We start from the raw sequence: 22,202 nt of genomic DNA, 5'->3' as shown, positions 1-22,202 counted from the left end.
TCGGGCACCGCGAGCAACGCAGAATTGCCGCGTCTAGATGTATGAGGCCAGGACGTTGTTGACGCGTGCTGGGGTTCGTGATGCGGGCGGTCGTCCGCCGTGCGCTCCTTGGGGTCGGTGGTAGTTGTAGTGCCGGTTCCAGGTCGCCAGAGCGTCGGCGCGCTCTTGTTCTGAGTGCCAGGTGCGGGCGTAGAGGAACTCTTCGGCGAGGATACGGTTGTAGCGTTCGACTTTGCCGTTGTGGCGTGGTGTGTACGGGGTGATGCGCTGGTGGCGGCTCCCGGCCATCGCGTCGCGGAAGGCGTGGGCGCGGTAGCAGGCGCCGTTGTCGGTCACGATCCGCTCGATCGTCGTGATGCCGTGGTCAGCGAACCATGTCCGGGCACGGTCGAGGAACTCGACTGCCGTTGCCGCTTTCTCGTCAGGGAGTGCTTCGGTGTAGGCGAGTCTCGAATAGCCGTCGATTGCGGAGTGCAGGAACACGTATCCGGTTCTCGTGCCGCGTTTCTTGGTGCGGTCTACCGCTTTGGCCTACTCGCTACCCTTTCCGTGTACACGCCAGCCGCCACCGTCGGGGATACGGCCGACCTTCTTCACGTCGATATGGACCATGTGGCCCGGCCGCTCCGCAGTGATGCGCTGCGTTCGCGGTTCGTCTCGCCATTGGGGTCGATGAACTTCCGCTGGTTCAGGCCGAGCTGTGCGAGCAGCCGGGTGACGGTGCGGCGGCTGACCGGGGTGCCGGCTTGTTCGAGTTCGAAAGCGATACGGGATGCTGGCCATTTGTGCTCGCGTCTCGTGGACTCGATCCGCTCCACGAGTCTTCCGGGCGTGGCCGTCGGTTGCCGACCTGGGGCAGAGGAGCGATCCGCAAGGCCGAGCTCGCCGTATCGGCGGTAGCGGTTCACCCATTTCGAGGCGGTCGCGCGGGAGATGCCCATCTCGGCTGCGACGTGCGCGATCGGGCGGGTGCGGCAGCGCTCGATGAGCCGTTTGCGGCCTTCCGGGGTCAGGGGTGCGTTGTGGTGCGTCATCGTATCCGGGCTCGGGGCACAGCGAGGCATGCGGCGATCGCGGCCGCTGCCATCGCGAACAGTGTGAGGGCAGGCCAGCCGAGGGCGGTCACGACGCTTCCCGCGGTGGCGGTGCCGATCGCGCCTGCGGCGTAGTACAGGGTGAGGTAGGTGGCGTTGAGAGTGCCGGAGCGGCTCGGGTCGATCGCGACGATTCCGGCTTGGTTGGCGACTTGGGCGGCGAAGCACCCGGCGTCGAAGAAAGCGAGGGCGGCCGCGGTGAAGACGGGGCTGCCGAGCGTGAAGGTGAGCGCGAGCGCTGATACCGCCGCGACCGCCAGCCCCGTGATGACGACGGCGCGGTTGCCGAAACGATCGGTGAGGCGCCCGGCGAGGCGGGTGACGATCAGACCCAGGATGCCGGCAAGGCTGTAGAGCCCGATCATGGCGGCACTGAGGCCGAATGGCGGCTGGGCGAGGTGGAGGGCGAGCCCGACCCAGATGAGGTTGAAGGCGAAGAACCAGAGCATGCCGGCGGCGGTCGCTCGGCGCAGCTTTGGGAAGGTGCGCAGCAGGGCTGGCAGTGTCCGGAGGGAAGCGAGGTAGCTCGCGTGGCGGTGTGGCGGTGCGGTGGGCAAGAGCGGGATGACGGCCACGGCTGATGCTGCGACCAATGCGGAGAAGGTGAGAAGGGCGCCGCGCCAGCCGATCCAGTCGGTGAGCAGGCCGCCGGCGAAGCGGCTGAGCAGGATGCCAGCCGAGATTCCGGCTGAGACGACGCCCATGCGTGCCCCGCGCCGTGTGGGATGGGAGTGCTTGCCCACGACCGCACTGGACTGGGCGGCCACGGTGGTCAGCGCGCCGACGAGGACGAAGCATCCGATCAGCACGCTCGGGTTCGGCGCGGCAGCCGCCAGGGCCAGGGCGGCCGACAAGGCGAGCAGCTGCGTGCCTATGAGGGCGCGGGGGCTGATTCGGTCGGCCAGCGGCACCAGGAGGGCCAGGCCGATGAGGTAGCCGGCCATGGCGGCTGAGGCCACGATCGTGATCAGGCTGAGCGGGGCACGGAAGTCCATGGCGATCTGCGCAAGCGCCGGTTGCAGGACGTAGTCGTTGGCGATCGCGCCGCCGGCGGCGGCTGCGAGCACCGCCACCGCGGTGCCCGACAGCTGCGCGCCGGCAGTCTGCTCGGTCACGCCGAGGCCCGCACAGCCACAGCCTCGACCTCCACGAGGATCCTGTCTTCCACGAACGGCAGGGCATGCACGAGGGAGAATGCGGGCCGGATCTCGCCGTAGACCTCGCCGTGGGCGCGGGCGGCGTCCCCCCAGTGCTCGAAGTCCGCCACCACCAGGCGGCTCTGGACGACATCCGCCAGAGCGAAGCCGTTCTCGATGAGAACCTTCTCGATCGTGGCGAGGGCATCACGCGTCTGCGCGTAGACGTCCTCGCCTTCTCCGGCGGTGCCGGAGATGAAGATCACATCCCCTACGACCACGGCACGCGAGTATCCGACCTTCGACTCCCACGGTGATCCCGTGCTGACCAGCTTGCGCATCTGAACATCTCCAACTACTCGGGTAGTAAGTTGGGTCTAACTACTACCCTGGTAGTTAGTCGATGCGCAAGTTGGTAGAATCCATGCCATGCCCGCCGCCAGCGAACTCGTCGCCTCACTCACCCGCCTGGGCTTCACCCAGTACGAAGCGCAGGCATACGCCGCCCTCGTCGGGCAGGCCGCCCTCACCGGAGCCGAGGTTGGACGGCGGGCCGGCATGCCGCCGTCCAAGGTGTACGAAACCCTCTCCCGGCTCGAAGTCCGCGGGACCGTCCTCGTCAACCGCTCCGAGCCCGTGCGCTACACCGCCATCCCGCACACCGCGCTGCTGAAAGAGCTGCGCGAACGCTTCGACGCCGACCTCGCCGCAGCCGAAACCGCCCTCGACCAGCTACCGAACGAACAGGAACCCGGACTGGTCTGGTCGCTCAGCGGCAGCCATGCCATCGTGCAAGCTTTTGCGCGCACCATCGAGCAAGCCAAGCGCACGGTGTTCGCCGGCGTCTGGGACGACGAGCTCGACCAACTCGGTCCGCTCCTCGAGGCAGCGTCCGGCCGCGGCATCGAGACCCACGTCGCGATCTACGGCACTCGCACCCTGACCGGGCCACACACCTACGACATGGCCGAATGCGGTGCGAGCGCGCGCCTGCGTCTCTCCGGCCGCCGCCTCGCCGTCGTCGTGGCAGACGACAACGATGCCGTCGTGGCCGAGTTCGGCGACCGCACCCCGGACCAGGCCACCCTCACCACCAACCCGGTCATCGCACTGCTGGCGATCGAGTACGTCAAAGCCGATGTTTCCGGACGCCTCATGATCAACGCCATGAGCCCCGCCGCCTACACCGAACTGCTCACCACACCCAACATGCAGGCGATGAACCGCACGGTCACGCCGTAAGAACGGCTCCGCGCACTCGGCTGCCAGCCCTGCTCAGCGTCAACAACGTCATGGCCAGCAACATCTAGATTTGAGCCGATCACCCTGAGTGACGTCGCGCTGGGTGCGGATCGCTGTCTTGCCAGCTCAGCAGCCCCCTGCCGCCAGTCCTCGTGAAACTGGCGACCGAAGCTGATCAGCGCCGCTTGGCGACCTTGCCGGGCCCGAAAAGCCTCATGGAGCGCGCGTTCTTCTCGAAGCCGAGCGAACGGTACAGCTCTGCGCCGTCAGTGCTTGCGTTGAGACTGACCAACCCGCAGCCCTGCTCCCAGAACCAGCCGATGAGCCTGGTCGTGACCGCTCTGCCGTTCCCTTGGCGGCGGTAGCCCGGTGTCGTCCAGAGAAGGTGCACGTACCCAGTCCGCCCGCTATACGTCGGCCCTGGCGGCGCTTGGTAGATGCTTCCGAGTGCTACCGAGACGAGACTGCCGGCTGGCCCGTCGACGACGAATCCGGCCATGTCCTCAGCGCGGGTGAGTCCATCCATCAGGTAGGCGGTGAGATCCTCGAACCACCGGCCAGTCGGGGTTGCCTTGATCATCTCCGCGCGGAAGTGGGCTATCGACAGCGCATCAGTGCCTGTCGCTCTCCGTACATCCACATCGACTCATCCTTCGATCGAGTGAATTCGCGATACGCCTCTGGACGCCCGGAGCGCCGCCCCTGTCCATCATCAGGTCAACATCGATCACGGTGAACGGCAACTCGAACCCACGGGCACCGCTACCGTGTTCGCATGACTGTTGCCTCTTCGCCTGTCCGCGTCCGCTTCGCTCCGAGCCCCACTGGCATGTTCCACGTCGGTGGCGCCCGTTCGGCTCTCTACAACTGGGCGACCGCACGACAGCGCGGCGGCAAGTTCGTCCTTCGGATCGAGGACACCGATGCGGCTCGTAACCGCGAGGAGTGGACCGAGGGGATCATCAGCGCGCTTGCGTCCATCGGCATCTCGAAGGCGGACCCGGCGTTCGAAGGGCCCTATTTCCAGTCGGAGAACGAGGCTCGGCACCGCGAGGCCGCCGCCGGATTGTACGAGGCCGGCCTCGCGTACTACTGCGACTGCACGCGCGATCAGGTGACCGAGCGCACCGGTTCCCAGCAGCTCGGCTACGACGGGTTCTGCCGCGAACGCGGCCTGGGCTTCGAGGCCGGCCGGGCGCTGCGCTTCCGCACCCCGGACGAGGGGGCCACCGTGGTGGTCGACCTGATCCGCGGCAACCCCGAGTTCCCCAATGCCGCCATCGAGGACTTCGTGATCGCCAGGGGCGACGGCAGCCCGGTCTTCCTGCTGGCCAACGTGGTCGACGACCTCGACGAGGGGATCACCCAGGTGATCCGCGGCGAGGAACACCTCTCGAACACCCCCAAGCAGCAGCTGCTGTGGCGCGCTCTGGGCGCCGAGCCCCCCGTGTGGGCACACCTGCCGGTCATCGTGAACGACAAGCGGCAGAAACTCTCCAAGCGGCGCGACAAGGTGGCGCTGGAGGACTACCTGACCGAGGGCTACCTGCCGGACGCAATGGTCAACTACCTGATGCTGCTGGGCTGGGGCCCGAAGGACGACATCGAGATCCGTCCGTACGCCGAGCTGGAACAGCTGTTCCGCGTCGAGGACGTGAACGGCTCCTCGGCGTTCTTCGACATCAAGAAGCTGGCCTCGTTCAACGGCGAGTACTTGCGGGCACTTCCGGTAGACGAGTTCGTGGCGGCGTGCGCGCCATGGCTGTCCTCGCCGCGGGCTCCATGGGCGGCGGAAGCGTTCGATCCGGCGCAGTTCGCCGCCGTGGCCGGCCTGGCGCAGACGAGGATCTCGGTACTGTCGGAGATTACCGCTTACGTCGACTTCCTGTTCCTGGACGAGCCGGTGCGCGACGAGGCGTCGTGGGCGAAGGCGATGAAGGAGGGGGCGGCGGACCTGCTGCGGGAAGCGCGGCGGCGGCTGGCCGAGGCCCAGTGGGACGCGGCCTCGCTCAAGGCGGTTCTGGAGGAGACTGCGGCCGTCTTCGGGTTGAAGCTGGGCAAGGCCCAGGCGCCGGTCCGGGTGGCAGTGACCGGCCGGACGGTGGGGCTGCCGCTGTTCGAGTCGTTGGAGGTGCTGGGCCGCGAGCGGACCCTGGTGCGCCTGGACAAGGCTCTGGCCGAGCTGGCGTGATGCCGACGGGCCCGCACACCCTGGTGGTGGGTGTGCGGGCCCTGCTCGTCTTCCGGTTGCTCAGCGCAGGTCGACGAGGCGGTGCTCGGTGCCCTCTGGTTCGGCGGGCATCGACCACAGCGGGCAGACCGGGATCGTGGTCCGGTCGCAGTCGCTGCTGACGAGGGTCTTCTGCAGGTGGTCGTAGGCCGCGCAGCCGCCTCCGCAGGTGGAGCTGTGCGGGCAGGTGCGGCAGTTCGTGGAGATGGTGTTGACGAGGGTGAGCTCGCTGATGCCGTCCTGGAGACGGGGGTGGATGACCCCGTTGCGGAACTCGCCGTAGTGGAGGTCGGTGTCGAAGAACGCCGAGCAGATGTACACCCTGCCGTCGGGGAAGATCGCGAGGCGTTCGAGGTTGCGGGCGGTGCAGCCGCCGTATCCGGCGGCCCGCAGAGCGGGGAGCTGATCGGCGGTGGCGAACGCGGGCGGGTAGAAGACGCGCACGCGACGTCCGGTGGCGGCTTCGCGGATCTGGGCGCACAGCTGCACCCATTCGGTCGGCGGGATCTGGAAGTGGGGCTTGTCAAGGCCCAGGCCGGTGGGGGTGAAGTAGTGGAAGGAGAGCATCTCCAGGCCGATGGAGTCGGCGAGGTCGATGGCGTCGAACACGTCGGCCCTGTTGGCGGTGGTGACGGTGAAGATGGCGCGGGTCTGGAAGCCGTCGGCGACGGCGCGTTTCATGCTCGTGAGCAGGGGGCGCCAGGTCTTCTCGCCGCGCATCTGCTCGTGCGTCTCCTGGTGGGCGCCGTCCATGGAGAAGGAGAAGGAGTCGAGGCGGCCCTTCAGCAGGGGCCAGGTCTTCGGGGCGATGAGGCCATTGGAGGTCAGGACGGCCTTGTACCCCTGGGCCTTGCAGATGTCGAGGATGTCGCCGAACTGGGGGTGGGTGGTCGGCTCACCGCCCAGCAGGTAGACCTTGTACTGGCCGTAGGCGACGCGGAGGCTGGAGAGAATGTCCTCGACCATGGCGGGGGTCATTCGCCGCTCGGCGTCGAGGCGGTCGCCCATGTAGCAGTGCTTGCAGCGCAGTTGGCACTTCTCGGTGATGTAGAGGAACAGGAACGGTTCCTTGGCCGCAGTGGCATGGACGGCGGCGTGTTCGAGAGTGTCGGTCACAGTGGTTGTCTCCCTTGTCAGCGCAGGGCGTGCAGCGAGTCGTCTTCGCGGGCACCCCAGGCGGAGACCGTCCACAGGATGCACAGCGGTGTGGTGTCGCGGTCGCAGGAGTAGAAACCCTCGTCCTGGTAGGCGGGGATCTGGGAGTAGGCGGGGCAGCCGCCGCCGCAGGTGTCGGTGTTGGGGCAGCCGGTGCACACCGGGTCGGCGGTGAGGTAGGCGTTGAGTTCGTTGTTCGGGTCGGGGTTCAGGACGAGCCGGTCGCCGTCGAAGGTGGCGTAGTGCCGACCGTTGTCCATGAAGACGGGGCAGGCGAAGACGGTACCGTCGGGGTAGACGTGCGGGCGGTCGAGGGTGCGAGCCGGGCAGCCGGGGTAGCCCCGCTCGAACCATGCCGCCTGGTCGTCGGCCTTGACGAAGGTCGGCGGGTAGTAGACGGCCAGGCGCGGCTCGGGCGGGAAGGCTTCGATCTCGGCGCAGAAGTCCATCCACTCGGTGGGGCTGAGCGGTTGGAGGAAGCGCGCGCCGTTCCCCGTCTTGCCGAGGTTGTGGTAGCTGAGGGTGTGGGCGCCGAGTTCGGCGAGGAAGGGGATGAGGTCGAGAGCTCGTTCCCGGTTGGTCTGCGAGACGGTGCACATCACCCGGACCTGGTAGCCGAGTTCGCGTGCCTGACGGATGTGGCGGACGACCTTGTCGTAGTTGGTCGGATTGCCGCGGATCTTGCGGTGGATGCGCGGGTCGGCGGACTCCAGGGAGAAGTTGAAGCTGTTCAGAGTGCTCGGCGGGATCTTGTCGAACAGCTCGTCGTCGAAGTCGCCGTTGCTGCTGATGGTGACCTGGTAGCCGCGCTTGCGGCCCTCGCTGACAATGGCGGGCAGCTCGGGGTGCATGGTGGGCTCACCGCCCAGGAGGTAGAGCTTGTCGTGGCCCCCGGTGATCCGGAAGTAGTCCATGATCTTGATGGCGGTCTCGACACTCATGGTGTTGGCGGCGTTGAGGCGGTCGTTGCCGACGTAGCAGGTCTTGCAGCGCAGGCCGCAGGCGGTGGTGGGGTAGAGGAAGACGAACCGTTCGCGGGTCTGGCGGTAGATCGGCAGCCGCGGGGTGGGCATGCCGAGGGAGACGGTGGTCATCGGTGTCCTTCCGGTTCGGTGTGGAGGAAGGCGAGGCACTGGGCGATCAGGGATGTCGCCAGGGCGGTGCCGGCGACGACAGGCAGCGGGCAGCTGGTGCCGTCCAGAGCTGGCGCGGTGACGGGGCCGGCCTGGTGCAGAGCTTCGGATCGAGCGGGCAGCTCGGTGCCGAACCAGCGCTCCAGGCCGATTCCGACTGGAGTGTCGGTCCAGGCGTCGGTGGTGTCTCTGTCTTGCCACAGGCCGGCGAGCCGCTGTTGCGGGCTGCCGGGAGGCAGGCGCAACCGGCCCTTGTGCTCCTGGACACGGGGCATCGGCCAGGCGGAGAAGTAGGTCGCGGCCCGGGCTTCGAGCGCCGGCAGCAGGCCCGCCGGGTCGTGGACGGCGATCTTCGGGTCGGTGAGGAACTTGAAGACCACGTCGCCCTTGCGGAAAACCGACAGCGGACAGTCAGCGAGGTAGCAGGCGGACCGCTGAACGGCCGGCACAGCCGCGATGCAGTCTTCCGTGAAGGCCAGCAGGGTATTGAGGGTCTCGAGGGTGAGGACTTCTCCGCAGTGGTCGAAGTCAAGGCCGGCGGCCAAGTGGACGTCGCGCAGACGCTCGGCGAAGAGCCGCTCCCGTTCGTGGTCGCTGCGGTCGGTGACGACGAACAGGTCGATGTCGCTGGTCTTCTTGTTGCTTCCGCGTGCGTACGAGCCGCCGACGAATGAGCACAGGAGGTCGTCGCCGAAGACCTCGACGGCGGCTCGGCTGGCCGCTGAGACGGCCTGGGTGGCGGTCATGCGGACAGCCCGGTGGTGCCGCCGGGGCGGCCGGCGATGGCCTCGGCCACGGCGAGGCCGCCGACGGCGGCCTGGAGGATGCCCTGGGCCAGCCCCGTGCAGTCCCCGGCCGCGTACAGACCAGGGGCCGTGGTCTCAAGGTTGTCGGTGAGGTTCAACTCGTCCCAGAGGTTCTCCAGTTCAAGGCCGATCACGGCGATCTGGGAGGCCGTGGGGCCGGCCAGAGCGTCGCCGGTGAAGTAGGCCATCAGGTCTTCGAAGGCATCGCTCAGGGCAGTCTGGATGTCCTGGGGCAGGATGCCCGCAAGGTCGGCGACCTGGTAGTCGCGAAGCGAGGGGTGGAACCCGCTGAGCTTGGCGAACTGTTCAAGGTCGGTGCAGGCGAGGGAACGGCTGCGGAAGTCGGGGTACCACTGGAGGACGGGCTTTCCCCGTCGGTCGGTCCTCAGCGCCCGGTACGGCACCAGGAGGTTCTCCTCGACCCAGGCGGTGGTGCGCGGAGTACCGTCGGGGGCTCGTAGCTGTGCCAGCAGGGCGAAGTTCGCGGTGCTGCCCGACTTCGCCTCAGGGATGACGTGGCCGTCGAGGAGCGTGTGGTCGCCGTAGTCCGTGAACTTGATTCGGCCGCCGCCCGGACCGGCGCAGTAGCAGAACGTCTTGATCTTCACCCCGTTGGTGACGATGGTGGTCTTGAAGTCCTCGTGGATGTCGGACCCGCGCCGCAGGAGTGCCGTCGGGGCCTCGAAGCGGACTCCCACAGAGGGAGCGGGCGCGGAGTACGAGAGCCCGAGGCGCCGAAGAGACTGCTGCCACCAGCGCTGGCCGCGCCGTCCAACTGCGACGACCACCGAACTCGCGTGCACAGTCTCGCTCGTGCCGGCCTGCCCCACAGTCTCGGCTCGCCACCCTTGTCCGAGCGGACGCAGTGACGTGACCTGTGTCTGCATCCGTAACTCGGTGCCCGGGGCAGCTGTGATGCGGTGGTGGAACCGTTCGATCAGCGTGCGGACCTGCGCCGCGCTGATCGAGGCCACCGGATAGTCCTTGATCTTGAACGGTCCGGCGGTGGGGAGGGCTCCGCGGAAGGTCGGCTGCTCTGCACCGCACAGTCGCCGCACGGCCCGGTCGGCGAGATCTTCGGCCCGCTCGATGCCGAGGAGTTCAGCGAGCCTCCGGCCGCTGGGGAACTGTGAGAGCTTGACCCCGTCCCCGTAGTGGATGGAGCCGCCGAATCCGGAGATCACGTTGCAGATGCCCTTGCAGCCGTTACAGGAGCGCATGAGGTCCACCGGGCAGGTGCGACGCCGGTAGGGGCGGCCGGCGTCGACCAGCAGCACCCGGGCTCCGTTCTCGGCGAGATGATCGGCGGCGACAAGCCCAGCGGGGCCAGCGCCGATCACCAGCGTGTCGACGATCGTGGTCAACTGCGGCCTCCGTAGTGGTTCTCGATCCAGGAGGACGCCGCGCGAGCGGCCTCGACGGCCGGGCGATTGGCGTCCTCGATGAGGTCGGTGACGGCCGGATGGTGCAGGTACTGGTAGTTCGAACGCTCACGCAGGACGGGCGTCGCGCACAGGTCGACGACCAGCCGGCGGGCGGCGGCATCCACGAGGCGCGCGATGTGCTCGCGGTACTGCGGCGTGAGCCCGGACGTAGCGAGCACCAGGTCGAAGCCGCTGTCCCGAACGGTGTCGGGCAGGTCCGTGATCCGTAGAACGGTCGTCCTGGCGGATCCGGCCCGCAGGAGCCGACGAAGTTTCTTGGGGCTGCGGGTCAGAAGGAAGACGCGGCGATCATCACCGAGTTCATGTGCGACGGCTTGGGCGAGCATGCCGCCCCCGACCACGACGAGGTTGCTCGGCTGGGCGGTCGACGCGCCCAGCAGGGTTCGGGCGAGGTCGCGGTAGTCGAGTCGAGCCCGGAGGCCGAACCGGCGCCGAGCTTGGCTGGCCAGCAGGAGCACCTCTGCCCCTACCGGCCGAAGGGGGTGGTCAGCGGACAACCTGTCGAAGGCCGCGTGCACCTGCTGGAAGATGAACTGCTCCCCGAGGATCAGGGACATCGTGCCGGCTGCGATTTGAGCCAGTCTGGAGGCTGCGGCCTCGTGGCCAGTGATCCTTCGGCTGAGCCGGATCGAGACCGGCGCGGTGTCCATCAGCGCGGGTTCCGCCGCGTACCACTCAACGCGGTGACAGGTTCGTAGCAACAGCCCGGTCGTTGAGTCCGTACTGACCGCGCCGTCCAACTGCTGAAACGACGCTCCCAGTTCCCCCAGCGAGTGAGTGGTGGCGTCGTTGAAGGCGCACCATGCAATCCGGCCTATGGCATCTGCCGAGCTGATCCTCTCTTCGCATGGTGGATCAGCGGTTTCGGCCATGAGTACCTCCTCAGTTTCGAGTGGTCTGGCGCCGGCAAGAAGCGCCGGCGATGCATCGGGGCCACGGACGCGCCCGGCAATGCGACGTGGTGTTACCGCGTCCTATCTCTGGCGCTCGGTCCCATCCAGCGTGAGGCGGACGCACTTTCCCGTGAGCAGGGGGCAGAATTCGAGCCTCGCAGCCAATACGGAAAGCATGTGGAGCCCCCGTCCACCAGTCCCGCCGTCTGACAGCTCTTTGATCACGGGAAGGGCCTTGCAGCCATCGGTGACCTCGACGACGACCCCGGATTCGGTTTCGAACATGAGCAGTTCGCAGCGGTCGGTCGCAGCGTGCTGGAGGACGTTGGCGAGCAACTCGCTCACGCCCAGGGCAACCAGCTCCTCCAGTTCCTCCCTGCCCCACAGCTTCAGATGGAGGTGGGTGATGGTGCGCAGAACTCCGATGTCGCAAGGCTGGATGCCCGCCAGGACCGCGTGGTACCGCCTGGCTGGCTCAGTCACGGCGACGAACATCAACCCTCCCGGGGCTGGGGATGTCGGCACTGCCGACGATCACCGACGGGTCCGTGGTGCAGCGCAGACTCGGAACACCCCCGCGAGGCCCCGAGGCCCGAGGACAGCCCGGCTGATCATCCGCGGGCCATTCCCGCCTCGGCCAGCCGAACGCAGGGGGCGGGCGGACGGCCGAATGCCATGGATGTCCTCTCCGAGGCAAGTCGCTCGCACACAGCGATAGCACCCCGGAGCGGCGGGCATGCGCTGCGTCACATCACTAGCGTCCTCCGTCTAGTGACATCCCGTCAAGCATGTGACTGGCAAATTGCCAGTCCCGATGCCAGTCACATGAGCGGCAACGTACGCATACACTGTCCGCGACCGGGCGGAGGTGGCCTACTCTGACCGGATAGGCGCGGCTGAACCTCGGAGGGGACCAGATGGCAGCGACCGTCCCGAGCAGCCCGGCTACCGCGCGAAAGCAGTTCGGCGCCGACATACGGCGCAGGCGCGACGAGCGCGACCTCACCGCCGCGGACGTCGCGGTCAGCCTGGGGTGCAGCGTCTCCAAGGTCACCCGGATCGAAACCGGACAACGCAGCGCCACCGCCGAGGACTTCGACGTCCTGATGGGGATCTTCGAGGTCCCCGACGAAGAGCGCAGCCACCTGGAGGCGCTGTTCAAACGGGGCCGCAAACGGACCAGCATGTGGTGGGACTCCTACGCTGATGTCCTCAGCTCGCGATACGTCGAGTTCATCCGTTACGAGCACGAGGCAGCTGGCGTTTTCGACTACCAAATCGTCTACGTCCCCTCCCTGCTGCAGACCGAGGACTACGCCCGCGCGGTCACCGCCGTCGGCTTCGCCGCACTCGGCCCAGACCAGATCGACAGCCTCGTCGAGGTCAAGATGCGCCGCCAGCACAGAATCCAGCACGAGGACGAGCCGCTGCGGTTCTGCGGCGTGATCACCCAGGCTGCGCTTGAGTTCCACGTCGGCGGCCCTGCTGTCCAGGCTGCGCAATTGCGTCACCTCCACACAATGATGTCCCTACCCAATGTCGATCTCCGCGTGATCCCTTTCAGCAAGGGCGAAGAGGGAACCCTGACCGGGGCGTTCAGCACCTTCACGAACGAAGGCCAAAAGGCCCCGGAGGTCGCGTTCGCGGAGCACGTGACTGGTAGCGTCTTTGTTGACGATGCACTGGGTCTGCGGCGTCTTCACCGCTTGTCCAGCTACCTCGCCGACGCCGCCCTCAGCGTCGACGAGAGCCTCGAACTGATCGAGCAGACCGAGAGAAAACTGGCATCAGAATGATCAATGCGACGGAGCTGTACGCGGCCCCCCTTGCCGGAGCCAACTGGCACAAAAGCAAGTACACCGCCAACAACGGCCAATGCGTGGAACTCGCCCCGGTGCCTACGATGCCGGCGGTCGCGATCCGCGACTCGAAGAACCTCCAGATCCCACCGATCAGGACCAGCAACCACTCGATGCATCAGTTCGCCGCAGCGCTTCTCGCTGGCAGGCTGGTCGCGGTATGAGCCACCCGGCATGCACGGCCAAGGCAGCCCTCTACGCCCTCGATCTCAGCGCCGCAGTATGGCTGGCGGCGCCCGGCAGCGACCCTGCGGACCGCCTGGAAGTGGCATCCCTCCCGGACGGCGCCGTGGCACTCCGGCACTCGGCCGACCCAAAGGGCACCATCCTGCGGTTCGACGCCAACGAGTGGAAGGCATTCCTGCTGGGACTTGAAGACGGCGAATTCGACGCCGACATGGGCCATGCCCTGGCCTCCGTGCCAGCGCTACTCGCGATGGCTGGCGGTTCGCAGACGGTGCCGGCCTGCTGAGAAACGCGCCTGCTTGTCAGGGCACCGGGGCGGTGCTTGCCCCGGTGGCCTGGCGAAGCGCTTGCTCAAGTGTTGGCCAGCCACAGACCCTTGTACTGGATCTTGGGGTGCCGGTGGTCTCTTGTGGTGGTACCGGCCGGGGTGTAGCCGCAGCACCGCAGCAGGTCCGCCGTCGTGGACTGGTCTCGCTCCTCGTTGTAGACGCCGATGATCAACCGGCCGCCCGGGGCGACGACATGGTCCAGTAGATGGGCAACGTACGCTCCGCGCCGGTCCGCCGGCACGTAGTCCACGCCGGTGCGAACGGCGTCGAAGCGATGCGGAGGCTTCCAGCCCATCGCGTTGGCGGTCCAGATTCGACGCGCCCACTTGGGGCAGCGGGTTCGGGCGAGGTCGGCGAGGGCGGTGGAGATCTCCACCCCGTAGGGCTCGATGATGATCCCGGCTTCGGCCGCCCAGCCGGTCAGGCTCTCCATCAGGTGGCCGTTGGCGCATCCGATGTCGAGGAACGTCCCACCGTGGGGCGGGAGGAGGTCGACGAGCAGGCTGCGGGCTTCTCGCCAGCGGATCTCGTCGCCGCTGTGGCCGGACTGGGCCCGCGGGTTGTCGCCGTTGAGGTAGGCCGGTTCGATGACTCCCAGGACGGCGGCGTGCCACTCGTTGGCCGTGATCTTGCCCGCCTGGTAGGCGTCGTCGATGGGTGCCAGATCGCTCCAGCCTCGCTCCTTCGCGCTCGCGATCTCCTCGGCCTCGTGGCCGACCGGACGGCGTGTGGTGGGGTCCATGCGTTCTCCTTCCCTATTCGCTGACGGTGGCGCCTTGCAGTCAGGGTGACGTTCAGTCCCCTTGAAGAGCGTGGATCAGCCGCGCGGCCTCCCGGCGCGCCGGCCCCATTCGCGGGTCGTTCGGACCGGCGTGTGATCCGACGATCTTCGCCAGTACGAACAGCTGCATCACCATCCCGTCGCGGCTCTCAAGGTCTGCCCGGCGCTCCCTGCGTACCCGGTCCGCGAGCGCCGGTACGGCGAGGGAGGCGGCGTACAGCGACGCCGAGTCGAGTCCGCCTGGCGCCATTCCCCAGTCCTCCCAGTCGAACATGCAGAACTCACCAGGGCCGGTGACATTCGCCCAGTTCAGGTCGGCGTGAGCAGGACACCACCGCTCCACCCGAGTGTCGTGCGCTCCGGGAAAGGCGGCCTTGATGGTGTCGTCGACCAGCTGCTGCGTGATCCGTTCGGTGTCCGGGGCCGCCACCCGGGCCGTTCGTTGAAGGGCCAGCTCTGCCAGCGAGGCGTTCAGCGAACGCCACCAATCGTCCGGCAGCTCCGGGTCGACTGTCACCACCGCGGGTCCGACCGGGAGTTCGGGCAGCAGCGAGATCTCGTCCGCGTGCCAGATCGCCTGGTCGTCCGGGTCCTGCCATGTCGCCGACCCGTACCAGCGTGGCATCGCCACGCCGGGCAACACCGCTGCGGCTTCGAATCCGCCCCAGCCCTGTTCCCGCGCCCGCGACCAGGGGCGGCGCTCAACCCGGGTCCAGCTGCCGCGGTCGGTGCCGGCTCCGACCGTCCGGCGCTTGCGCACCACGCTGCGCCGGTCCAGCCTCGTGCCGAGGCGCTGCTCCACCTGGTCCAGGACGTGATCGACGGGCTCCTGCCGGAGGTCCATGGTCTACCGGACGAGGCTGGCGTCGGTGCCCTGCGGCGGGGTGACACCGGTCAGCTCACGTGCCCGCTCGGCGAGGAGCGGGGCGAGTTCTGGGTAGTACCCCCGATCGACAGCTTGGAGTATCTCCGCGAGAGCGATGAGCTGACCCACGCGTCCAGCCGGAGTGTCGAGGATGTCGGCGAACTCCGTGCGGATGCGGTCCGCGACCACGGGCACGAGGAGGCTACTGACCCACAGGACCGCAGGGTCGTAGCCGACCGGCACCAGGCCCCAGCGTTCCCAGTCGAGGATCTTGAGCGGCGCTGCAGTCAGGTTGGCCCACTGGAGATCACCGTGGCCGGTGGTCCGCTCGATTTCGGCTGGGGCCGGGACGCCGAGGTACTTCGGGAAGACCTCTTCAACCCATGTCTGGCGCAGAGTGATCTTCGTGCTCGGTGCTTCCGCGATGCCGGCCACCGCGTCCCGCAGCCCGGTCCACCAGCTGTTGTCCAGGCCGGGGTCATCGCGGAGGTCCGGGGTCGAGGAGACCGCGGAACCTACCAGGTCGAAAACGTCGGCCTGGTAGAACCAGCCGGCCTCCGTCCAGTCCACGGTGTCGTGGAGCCGGGGGCGCGGGACGGAGGCGGGGACGAGCTGTTCAGCGCCGAGGGCGCCCTGGCCGGTCGGCCGGGGCGCCCGGAGGCGGCTGCTTCTGGAGACCCGGAGCCAGAGGTCCTCGGCCCGGCGGCCGACTGTGGTGCCGGAGGTGCCGAAGACCCGCGGTCCGGTGCACACCAAGCTGAGGAATCCGGCGGCCTTCTGGTGGGCTGCTGTCAGGTCGTGCCGGGTGTCGTCATCCGGCTGAAAGGACATCGAGCACCGTCCTGAGTCGTGCGTCGGGGATCGGCTGGGCGAGAGCGTTCCGGGCATCCTCCCAGTGTTGGAGGGTGCTGGTCGAGGTGAGGACGACGTCCAGCGCGGGGCAGGCGCCGATGAGCTGGAACGCGGCGGTGTGCGGGGTCGATCCCGGCTGGATGAGGTTCACCAGTTCGGGTGTCATCAGGCCCGGCAGTTCGCCTCCGTGCAGGGGTGCGGAGGCGAACGTGGTGATCCCGGCGTCGCGCGCGTGGGCGAGCGGCCCGGCTCCGTCGAGGGCCTGGGTGATCGGCTCGGCCATGACGAGGCTGACCGGCAGCTGGACGCCGGCGAGGTGGTGGTTCGCCGACCCGGCTGCTTCGATGGCCAGCGTGATCAGTTCGGCGATGGTGAACGCCTGATCGGTGAAGCCAGCCCAGGTGGCAACGCCGTAACCCCCGATGCGGCCGGCCTGCGCGAACTCCTCCAGCACGGCGAACACGGCGCGGAGGTTGTGGTGTAGCTGCTGCTGGTCGTGGTCGGACCGTTCGGGGTTGTGGACGAAGACGATGTCGGCACGACCGAGGACGGCGAGCGATTCCTCAGTCTGGGCGCGGACGTCCAGTGGGGCGATGCTGTGGTGGCCGTCCGGGTAGAAGCCGGTCTTCGTCGTCACCTTGGCGGTCGGGTGCTCGGCGAGCACCGGGGCCAGGTCGTGGTGTGCCCGGCCGTGGCCGTAGTTAGGGGCGGTGTCGATCCACTTCGCGCCGGCCGTGAGGGCGGTGCGCGCCGCTTCGCCGGCGGCGCGCACCCGGTAGGTCCCCAGGCCGAGGTCCGGGCTCACCGGCCGACCCCGACCACGGCGAGGGTCTGGCCCTGGACGAGGATGGTGAGGACGCTGGCCAGGTCCTTGACCTCCAGCCCGGCAGCTTCGGCGAGTTCCCCAAGGCTGACCGGGTCGCCGGTCAGCAGGGCCTGCAGGACGGGCTCGACCCGCTCGGACAAGTCCCATGCGGTTCCGGCTGCGGACAGGGTGACGGTCCGGGCGGTGGGGTTGCTGGTGAGTTCGGCGCGAGGGGCGGTGATCCGCACCTTGATCTCCGGCTCCGCGGGGAGCGTGTCCACGAAGGGCAGGGACGGGGCCGGTCGGCCGAAGTGGGTGGTGCCGGAGGCCGTGGCCCAGCGGTCGATCAGGTCAGGGTCCGACAGCGCGGTGAGCACCGCACTCCTCAGATCGGCCAGATACCCGGCCTTCTCGTCCGCTCCGGCATGGAGCGGCACGTCCTTCCGCACGGCGGTGCTCTCGTGCAGCTCGCCCACCAGCCAGCCCAGGAGCGTGGCGCCGGTCTGGGCGACCAGTCCGAAGGTGAGGTGCAGCGACTCGCTGCCCTGGTCGGCAGTGACGCTATGCCACCAGCCGCGCGGCAGGTACAGGACGTCGCCCGGGTGGAGGACGACGTCCGCGACCGGCTCACCCTCGGGTTCCTCCGGGGAGTCCACGTCGCGGAAGGTCGGGGCCTGCCTGGTCGGCTCCCACAGCCGCCAGCGCTTCGCCCCGTACTGCTGGACCACGACCACGTCATGATCGTCCCAGTGCCGGCCGAAGCCCTCCTTCTCCGTCCAGGAAGCGTAGAGGTTGGTCTGCACGGGGGTGCCGATGAAGCGCTCCAACGCTTCGGCGGCGGTGCGGATCGGCGGGTGGATCTCGTCGATCGCGTCCACCACGAGCGAGGCGCCCTCGGCGAGCTGAGCGTGGAGCTGCGCGGGGTGCAGCCGATTCCAGGTCACCCCACGCCGGTTGGTCGCCGGGGTCGAGTACCGGCCGACAGGAACGGTCTGCCCGTCCAGCGACAGACGAAGCCGCGGCGGGTCAATACGGTGGGTGGCAAGGATGGTGTTCAGATCGTCCCAGGACAAGAGGGGAGCGGTGTCGGTGCCCCCGGCGGGGATCACGGCGTAGGAGCGGTGGAGCGCCTGGGTGAGGAACTGGTCCCCACCCAGGCGCACCGCCCACGAGGCGGTCTCATGCATCGTGGGCGGTCTCTCAGGTGTCGTTCTGGTCGGAACGGCCACCGGTGTTGTCGGACGGCACGTCGGCCCGCGAACGCGCGGCCTGGATGTTGCGGACGCCGACCAGCAGGCCGCCCTCCTCCTCCGGCTGGACCGCGGATGCGATGTTCTCCATCGGATCTCCTCTCCTCCTGGCGCTGCTCGGCCGTTCCGGGGACCGGAAGGTGTCGCAGCGGCTGAGTGCCCCAGTGTTCCGAGCACGGCGTGGCAGGGCCATGTCGTCCAGCTGTCATCTCGCGGGTTGATTCGCACGCAGGTGTCATCGGGGTGTCATCTTCACCACGATCACGGCCGCGAGCTGCGGCGTCTCGGCTTCGCACTACGACAGGGTGGCCAACGGGCCTTCGTTCTGGGCAGGATTCCGGGCATGGACATCTTGGTGATCGGCGGAGGCTGGTTTCTGGGCACGGCCGTGATTGAGGAGGCGCTGGGGCGCGGCTGGGGCGTGACGACGTTCAACCGAGGTCGATCCGGCGTGCTCCTGCCTGGCGTGCGGCACGTCGTTGGCGACCGCACGTCGGTCGAGGATCTGGCCAGGCTGGCCGCGCAGGGTCCGTGGGATGCGGTGATCGACACGTCAGCTGCCGAGCAGCCGCCGAACGTGGTGCTCGCTGGGGCGAGGGCGCTGGAGAGCGCCACCGAGCGCTACGTCTACATCTCGACGGTTTCGGTGTACGCCGGCTGGCCGGACCACCCGCTCAAGGTCGGTGATCCGGTGCTGGACGGGCCCGCCGACGCCGATCGCGAGTACGGCAGGAACCCCGAGGGCTGGCGAGGGCCCAATCTGCACTACGGAAGGCAGAAGGCCGGCACCGAGCGGGCAGTGGTCGAGACCTTCGGTGCGCAGCGGACCTGCCTGGTTCGTCCCGGTGTGATCCTCGGGCCCCGCGAGTACGTCGGTCGGCTCCCGTGGTGGCTCCGGAGGGCTGAGCGCGGCGGTCAGATCCTTGCGCCCGGTTCGGCGAGCAAGACCATCCAGCCGGTCGACGTCCGCGACGTCGCGCGCTTCTCCGCCGATCTCGCTGAACGGCCCGGAGGGGGCGTCTACAACGCTACCGCGCCGATCGGCCGAGACACGATGAGCAGTTTCCTGGGGTCCTGTCTCGCGGTGACAGGCGGCAAGGGAGAGCTTCGGTGGGTACCGGACGAGGTGCTGCTGGAGCACGGCGTCCGGCAGTGGACGGAAGTTCCGCTGTGGCGGACGGGCGAGGGCGTCTGGCAGGTCGACTCCGAACCGGCGTATACGGCCGGGTTCCGGTGCCGACCGTTGGAGGAGACGGTTCGGGACACCTGGGAGTGGCTCCAGGCCGGCAATGCCCCGGTCCCGCACCCGCGGGCAGCCGCTCTCGGAATCGACGCGGACCGGGAACGGGCGATTCTGGCGGCTGCCGGCTCTCTTCGCTAAGCAGGATGCAACGGATGGGCGACCGCCATGGTGGCGGTCGCCCATCCGTCGCGGTTCTGTTGTTCTACTCGATGGCTAGCCGTGCGGCGGCGCCCCCGAACTGTCGCGGGGCCGCGACTCGGGTGTACTCCTCCAGCCCCTCTCGAAGGGCGGCAGCGACCGGTGACGTCCGGACGGACTCGGTGGTGAGCAGTTTGCCGACGTGGACGACCCGTTCGACTAGACCCTTGGCGCGCCGGTCGGGTGCGAGGTCTGCGATGGGCGTGAGGACTTCGGCTGCTTCCTCTACCTCACCGTTGAGGATCAATGCTGCGGCGAGGTCCGTCCTGGCCTCGGCGTCGATCCGGGGAATCCTCTGCCCGGCAGGCAGGCTGGCTTGCAGCTCCAGCACCCGCCGGGTGTGCTCCAGCGCACTGGCGCCATCACGCAGGAGCACGAACGTGGTGCCGTGTGACCGCGCGAGCCGCTCCGGACCGTGAAGGAACTCGCCGGCCACATCGTCGTGGAGCTCGTCGCGTTCGACGGCGTCCACGTCGAGGAAGCGCGCGACCGCCGCTGCGGCCCTGCGCTGGTCACCGAGGTGCCCGTAAGCTCGGGCCTCGATCGAAGCGATGCGTGCTTGGCCAGCCGTACCGACACCGGGGAACGACTGCGCCTGCCGGATGAAGCGGAGCGCCTCACCAGGCCGCCCTTCCCAGTAGGCGAACATGCCGAGCGTGCCGGCCGCGAACGCGGCCAGCGGGGTAAAGCGGGTGACCTCGGCGTACATGCCCGCGGAACGAGCGAGTCGGCTCGCCTCGCCAAGGGAGCCGAGTCCGAATGCGGCCAGGGCCAGCAGCGCCGTCGTCTGGCCGATCGCGATCAGCAGCAGCTGCTTCTGCTCGGGAATGTGGGTGCGATCCAGAAGACCTTCGGCGTTCGTCCGAAGCTGCCGGGCTTCACGGAGCACCTCGAAGGGTGACCGGTTGTTGTAGGTGCGGGCGAGGTGGCGAACGTCGTCCTGGACCTGGTCGATGGACAGGTCTGAGAGGAAGGCGGACGCCACGGAAGCGGCGTGGTCGGATGCTTCGCGTGCGGTCATCGCGAGCTCTCTTTCGAGGTCTTGCTGGGTAACTGCCGCAGGATCTTCCTCACTTGGCGGCGCGAGGAGGTCTGCGATCGTCCTGTCGAACATGTGCTGGATCGTCTGAGTGAAGACGGAGGTCGGTCGGCTCACCGTCCCGGCAGTCCAGCGCCTGAACGTCACCTCCGACATGTCCAGGTCGCGAAACCGGGGGTCTTTAAGCGTTCGTGCCAGTTCGTTCCCGGCGCGTCGAAGTTCCCTGTGGAAGTCCGGGAATTCCCATCCCGCCTTCTCGACCAGGGCACCCAGTAGCGTCTTACTCGCCATTCCGCATGCCTCCGCCCCCAATGGTCTCGACCCCGGCCCGGCCGCCGCCTGCGCGCGGAGGACCTGGTCCAGCCATACCCGACAAGCGCCTTTCTCACAGCTGTATCTGACGAGATGACACCCCGATGACCGGGTGATGGCTACGCAAGGCGTGAGATGACACCCGGGTGCCGTGGCGCTGTTTCGGCCAGGGCGCGACAGTAGGTGGCCGATCACCTAGATCGCAGTCCGCGAAGTGAGCGCGACGCTTCTCGCTCTTCTTCCCGACCGCTGGCTGTGCCCAGCTGTCCGCCGACATTCACGCTGACGTGCTCGGGCCCCGCAGACAGTAGGCGGATTGGCGTCCCGATGGACCATGAAGGGGGAACAGGTCATGCCACCCGCGCCCAACGCTGCTGCTCAGCCCAGGCCGGTCTATCACCCTGCCGGGTTCGACGGTGCGCTCCGGACCGCAGTGGACGACCTGCGGGCCGGGCGCTGGTTGTCGACGCAGCGGCTGCTGGCCTCGACGCAGAACGCCGACCTGCGGACCTCTCGTACACAGGTCCTGGCACTGGTCGCCGCCCGCTCGACTGTCCTCGCCGACTGGGGGCGCGAGGAGCCGGACGACCCCGGGCTCGCCATACTGCGGACCAGGGTGACGGTCGAGCACGCCTTGGCCGCAGCCGAGGCCGGCTCGCCGAAGGCCGAGCCCTTGGAGCAGGAGGCCCGCGAGGCGTGCCAGGCCGCCGCCGAAGTGATGCGCACGGACCCTGTGCCGTGGGTGTGCTTGCTCGCCTTGGCGACGCTAGATCGCGCCAAGAGCCGCCCTGAGCACCGGTATCGCTCGTCGGACCCGATGCTGCCGCTCGGCCCGTGGGGGCTGCTCGACGAGGCGCTCACACGCGATCCGGGCAACCGGGAGGCCCACCATCGCATGCTCCGCTACTGGCTCCGGGTCTACCGGCCAGCGGCTTCCGACTTCGTTCACCTCGCCATGTCGAAGGCTCCGGCCGGATCACCACTCGCAGTTTTGCCGCTGTACCTGTCGGTAGACCAGTACCGCACCGAGCCGAGGCGCACCGCAGTCGTGCTCCGACAATGGCTCCGGGAGCCCCACTTCTCCCGTGCTCGGCGCGCGTTCGAGAGCTGGTCCGTGGCGGCGCCGGGGTCGTGGCCGGTCGTCGACCTCAGCCATCTCGCCCACGCGCTGTGGGCATCGGCCCAGATGGGCGCCGCCGTCGAGGTATTCGGCGCTCTGAGCCAGTTCGCATCCAAGGCGCCGTGGGCCCATGTCGCCGACTCCCCGGGCCAGGCGGAGGCTCTGCTGCTGACCGCCCGGGACCAGGCTCTTGCCGGCCGCGCGACCGCCTTGGCCTGAGCCCCGGCCA

23 protein-coding genes and 1 pseudogene are annotated in these 22,202 nt (G+C 68.3%); 7 read left to right on the top strand and 17 right to left on the bottom strand.

The genetic code is table 11. The annotated features are described in order from the left end of the window. Nucleotides 1–33 precede the first annotated feature (33 nt). The 3 genes and pseudogenes from ACWDBE_RS13630 to ACWDBE_RS13620 form a co-directional block, all read right to left on the bottom strand. Nucleotides 34–1,034: pseudogene (locus tag ACWDBE_RS13630) on the bottom strand (IS481 family transposase). Continuing rightward, entirely contained in the window at nt 1,031–2,209 is a 1,179-nt protein-coding gene (locus ACWDBE_RS13625; protein WP_033355365.1) for an MFS transporter, read from the bottom strand. Before ACWDBE_RS13625 ends, ACWDBE_RS13630 begins: the two are co-directional and overlap by 4 nt. Beyond that, nucleotides 2,206–2,571 (bottom strand): RidA family protein, encoded by a 366-nt coding sequence (locus ACWDBE_RS13620; protein WP_449808034.1) that lies wholly within the window; start codon nt 2,569–2,571, stop codon nt 2,206–2,208. Before ACWDBE_RS13620 ends, ACWDBE_RS13625 begins: the two co-directional genes overlap by 4 nt. 88 nt (nt 2,572–2,659) lie before the next feature. Here ACWDBE_RS13620 and ACWDBE_RS13615 point away from each other — a divergent pair, with 88 nt between their 5' ends. Then, entirely contained in the window at nt 2,660–3,472 is an 813-nt protein-coding gene (locus ACWDBE_RS13615) for a TrmB family transcriptional regulator (RefSeq protein ID WP_449808033.1), read from the top strand. Between the two features lie 175 nt (nt 3,473–3,647). Here ACWDBE_RS13615 and ACWDBE_RS13610 read toward each other — a convergent pair whose 3' ends face one another. Beyond that, the gene (locus ACWDBE_RS13610) at nt 3,648–4,112 is read right to left on the bottom strand and encodes a GNAT family N-acetyltransferase (protein ID WP_449808032.1); all 465 of its coding nucleotides are present in this window, start codon (nt 4,110–4,112) and stop codon (nt 3,648–3,650) included. A gap of 189 nt (nt 4,113–4,301) precedes the next feature. Between ACWDBE_RS13610 and gltX the strand changes: the two genes are divergently transcribed. Beyond that, nucleotides 4,302–5,663 (top strand): glutamate--tRNA ligase, encoded by a 1,362-nt coding sequence (gltX, locus tag ACWDBE_RS13605; RefSeq protein WP_449808161.1) that lies wholly within the window; start codon nt 4,302–4,304, stop codon nt 5,661–5,663. A gap of 60 nt (nt 5,664–5,723) precedes the next feature. Here gltX and ACWDBE_RS13600 read toward each other — a convergent pair whose 3' ends face one another. The 6 genes from ACWDBE_RS13600 to ACWDBE_RS13575 form a co-directional block, all read right to left on the bottom strand. After that, nucleotides 5,724–6,818 carry a radical SAM protein gene (locus tag ACWDBE_RS13600; RefSeq protein ID WP_449808031.1) on the bottom strand — a complete coding sequence of 365 codons (1,095 nt, stop codon included), beginning with the start codon at nt 6,816–6,818 and terminating at the stop codon, nt 5,724–5,726. A 17-nt stretch (nt 6,819–6,835) separates the two neighbouring features. Then, nucleotides 6,836–7,951: a radical SAM protein gene (locus ACWDBE_RS13595; RefSeq protein ID WP_449808030.1), complete on the bottom strand. Its 1,116-nt coding sequence runs from the start codon at nt 7,949–7,951 to the stop codon at nt 6,836–6,838. After that, nucleotides 7,948–8,736 carry a nucleotidyltransferase domain-containing protein gene (locus tag ACWDBE_RS13590; protein ID WP_449808029.1) on the bottom strand — a complete coding sequence of 263 codons (789 nt, stop codon included), beginning with the start codon at nt 8,734–8,736 and terminating at the stop codon, nt 7,948–7,950. The genes ACWDBE_RS13595 and ACWDBE_RS13590 overlap by 4 nt, the downstream gene beginning before the upstream one ends. Then, on the bottom strand, nt 8,733–10,160 hold the full coding sequence (locus ACWDBE_RS13585) for an FAD-dependent oxidoreductase (protein WP_449808028.1): 1,428 nt from the start codon (nt 10,158–10,160) through the stop codon (nt 8,733–8,735). The genes ACWDBE_RS13590 and ACWDBE_RS13585 overlap by 4 nt, the downstream gene beginning before the upstream one ends. Then, nucleotides 10,157–11,113, bottom strand: a complete 957-nt coding sequence (locus ACWDBE_RS13580) for a hypothetical protein (RefSeq protein WP_449808027.1) — start codon at nt 11,111–11,113, stop codon at nt 10,157–10,159. Before ACWDBE_RS13580 ends, ACWDBE_RS13585 begins: the two co-directional genes overlap by 4 nt. A gap of 102 nt (nt 11,114–11,215) precedes the next feature. Next, nucleotides 11,216–11,629 carry an ATP-binding protein gene (locus tag ACWDBE_RS13575; protein ID WP_449808026.1) on the bottom strand — a complete coding sequence of 138 codons (414 nt, stop codon included), beginning with the start codon at nt 11,627–11,629 and terminating at the stop codon, nt 11,216–11,218. Between the two features lie 422 nt (nt 11,630–12,051). Here ACWDBE_RS13575 and ACWDBE_RS13570 point away from each other — a divergent pair, with 422 nt between their 5' ends. From ACWDBE_RS13570 to ACWDBE_RS13560, 3 genes are read left to right on the top strand one after another with little or no spacing between them, the layout of a single operon-like run. Next, a complete protein-coding gene (locus tag ACWDBE_RS13570) occupies nt 12,052–12,930 on the top strand; it encodes a helix-turn-helix domain-containing protein (protein ID WP_449808025.1) in 879 nt (292 codons plus the stop codon). Further along, on the top strand, nt 12,927–13,157 hold the full coding sequence (locus ACWDBE_RS13565; protein WP_449808024.1) for a DUF397 domain-containing protein: 231 nt from the start codon (nt 12,927–12,929) through the stop codon (nt 13,155–13,157). The genes ACWDBE_RS13570 and ACWDBE_RS13565 overlap by 4 nt, the downstream gene beginning before the upstream one ends. Further along, the gene (locus ACWDBE_RS13560) at nt 13,154–13,465 is read left to right on the top strand and encodes a DUF397 domain-containing protein (RefSeq protein WP_449808023.1); all 312 of its coding nucleotides are present in this window, start codon (nt 13,154–13,156) and stop codon (nt 13,463–13,465) included. The genes ACWDBE_RS13565 and ACWDBE_RS13560 overlap by 4 nt, the downstream gene beginning before the upstream one ends. A gap of 65 nt (nt 13,466–13,530) precedes the next feature. Here ACWDBE_RS13560 and ACWDBE_RS13555 read toward each other — a convergent pair whose 3' ends face one another. Genes ACWDBE_RS13555 through ACWDBE_RS13530 form a run of 6 tightly spaced genes read right to left on the bottom strand, consistent with a single transcriptional unit; the run spans nt 13,531 to nt 18,152 of the window. Next, entirely contained in the window at nt 13,531–14,250 is a 720-nt protein-coding gene (locus ACWDBE_RS13555; protein WP_449808022.1) for a class I SAM-dependent methyltransferase, read from the bottom strand. Nucleotides 14,251–14,302: 52 nt separating this feature from the next. Further along, nucleotides 14,303–15,133, bottom strand: coding sequence for a hypothetical protein (locus ACWDBE_RS13550; protein WP_449808021.1), 831 nt, complete (start codon nt 15,131–15,133; stop codon nt 14,303–14,305). A gap of 3 nt (nt 15,134–15,136) precedes the next feature. Then, nucleotides 15,137–15,985: a hypothetical protein gene (locus ACWDBE_RS13545; RefSeq protein WP_449808020.1), complete on the bottom strand. Its 849-nt coding sequence runs from the start codon at nt 15,983–15,985 to the stop codon at nt 15,137–15,139. After that, complete coding sequence (locus tag ACWDBE_RS13540) at nt 15,966–16,811, bottom strand: aldo/keto reductase (RefSeq protein ID WP_449808019.1); 846 nt, start codon at nt 16,809–16,811, stop codon at nt 15,966–15,968. The genes ACWDBE_RS13545 and ACWDBE_RS13540 overlap by 20 nt, the downstream gene beginning before the upstream one ends. Further along, nucleotides 16,808–17,998 (bottom strand): cupin domain-containing protein, encoded by a 1,191-nt coding sequence (locus ACWDBE_RS13535; RefSeq protein ID WP_449808018.1) that lies wholly within the window; start codon nt 17,996–17,998, stop codon nt 16,808–16,810. The genes ACWDBE_RS13540 and ACWDBE_RS13535 overlap by 4 nt, the downstream gene beginning before the upstream one ends. 13 nt (nt 17,999–18,011) lie before the next feature. Continuing rightward, nucleotides 18,012–18,152, bottom strand: coding sequence for a hypothetical protein (locus tag ACWDBE_RS13530; protein ID WP_449808017.1), 141 nt, complete (start codon nt 18,150–18,152; stop codon nt 18,012–18,014). Nucleotides 18,153–18,404: 252 nt separating this feature from the next. Between ACWDBE_RS13530 and ACWDBE_RS13525 the strand changes: the two genes are divergently transcribed. Further along, the gene (locus tag ACWDBE_RS13525; protein WP_449808016.1) at nt 18,405–19,442 is read left to right on the top strand and encodes an NAD-dependent epimerase/dehydratase family protein; all 1,038 of its coding nucleotides are present in this window, start codon (nt 18,405–18,407) and stop codon (nt 19,440–19,442) included. A 64-nt stretch (nt 19,443–19,506) separates the two neighbouring features. On the opposite strand, the gene ACWDBE_RS13520 is transcribed toward ACWDBE_RS13525, so the two are convergent. Further along, entirely contained in the window at nt 19,507–20,832 is a 1,326-nt protein-coding gene (locus tag ACWDBE_RS13520; RefSeq protein WP_449808015.1) for a DNA-binding protein, read from the bottom strand. A 454-nt stretch (nt 20,833–21,286) separates the two neighbouring features. Between ACWDBE_RS13520 and ACWDBE_RS13515 the strand changes: the two genes are divergently transcribed. Beyond that, the gene (locus tag ACWDBE_RS13515) at nt 21,287–22,192 is read left to right on the top strand and encodes a hypothetical protein (protein WP_449808014.1); all 906 of its coding nucleotides are present in this window, start codon (nt 21,287–21,289) and stop codon (nt 22,190–22,192) included. The last annotated feature ends 10 nt before the right edge of the window (nt 22,193–22,202 follow it).

Source organism: Kitasatospora sp. NPDC001132, assembly GCF_053598415.1.
Note: the sequence above shows the minus strand (reverse complement) of the source record. Positions and strands in the feature narration are given on the sequence as shown.

Excerpts from the sequence above, each read along its gene's own strand:
- ACWDBE_RS13520 (WP_449808015.1), bottom strand. The coding sequence starts at position 20,832 with ATGGCGAGTAAGACGCTACTGGGTGCCCTGGTCGAGAAGGCGGGATGG.
- ACWDBE_RS13535 (WP_449808018.1), bottom strand. The coding sequence starts at position 17,998 with ATGCATGAGACCGCCTCGTGGGCGGTGCGCCTGGGTGGGGACCAGTTC.
- ACWDBE_RS13590 (WP_449808029.1), bottom strand. The coding sequence starts at position 8,736 with ATGACCGCCACCCAGGCCGTCTCAGCGGCCAGCCGAGCCGCCGTCGAG.
- ACWDBE_RS13530 (WP_449808017.1), bottom strand. The coding sequence starts at position 18,152 with ATGGAGAACATCGCATCCGCGGTCCAGCCGGAGGAGGAGGGCGGCCTG.
- ACWDBE_RS13570 (WP_449808025.1), top strand. The coding sequence starts at position 12,052 with ATGGCAGCGACCGTCCCGAGCAGCCCGGCTACCGCGCGAAAGCAGTTC.
- ACWDBE_RS13580 (WP_449808027.1), bottom strand. The coding sequence starts at position 11,113 with ATGGCCGAAACCGCTGATCCACCATGCGAAGAGAGGATCAGCTCGGCA.
- ACWDBE_RS13575 (WP_449808026.1), bottom strand. The coding sequence starts at position 11,629 with ATGTTCGTCGCCGTGACTGAGCCAGCCAGGCGGTACCACGCGGTCCTG.
- ACWDBE_RS13545 (WP_449808020.1), bottom strand. The coding sequence starts at position 15,985 with ATGTCCTTTCAGCCGGATGACGACACCCGGCACGACCTGACAGCAGCC.
- ACWDBE_RS13560 (WP_449808023.1), top strand. The coding sequence starts at position 13,154 with ATGAGCCACCCGGCATGCACGGCCAAGGCAGCCCTCTACGCCCTCGAT.
- ACWDBE_RS13565 (WP_449808024.1), top strand. The coding sequence starts at position 12,927 with ATGATCAATGCGACGGAGCTGTACGCGGCCCCCCTTGCCGGAGCCAAC.
- ACWDBE_RS13595 (WP_449808030.1), bottom strand. The coding sequence starts at position 7,951 with ATGACCACCGTCTCCCTCGGCATGCCCACCCCGCGGCTGCCGATCTAC.
- ACWDBE_RS13525 (WP_449808016.1), top strand. The coding sequence starts at position 18,405 with ATGGACATCTTGGTGATCGGCGGAGGCTGGTTTCTGGGCACGGCCGTG.
- ACWDBE_RS13615 (WP_449808033.1), top strand. The coding sequence starts at position 2,660 with ATGCCCGCCGCCAGCGAACTCGTCGCCTCACTCACCCGCCTGGGCTTC.
- gltX (WP_449808161.1), top strand. The coding sequence starts at position 4,302 with ATGTTCCACGTCGGTGGCGCCCGTTCGGCTCTCTACAACTGGGCGACC.
- ACWDBE_RS13550 (WP_449808021.1), bottom strand. The coding sequence starts at position 15,133 with ATGGACCTCCGGCAGGAGCCCGTCGATCACGTCCTGGACCAGGTGGAG.
- ACWDBE_RS13555 (WP_449808022.1), bottom strand. The coding sequence starts at position 14,250 with ATGGACCCCACCACACGCCGTCCGGTCGGCCACGAGGCCGAGGAGATC.
- ACWDBE_RS13620 (WP_449808034.1), bottom strand. The coding sequence starts at position 2,571 with ATGCGCAAGCTGGTCAGCACGGGATCACCGTGGGAGTCGAAGGTCGGA.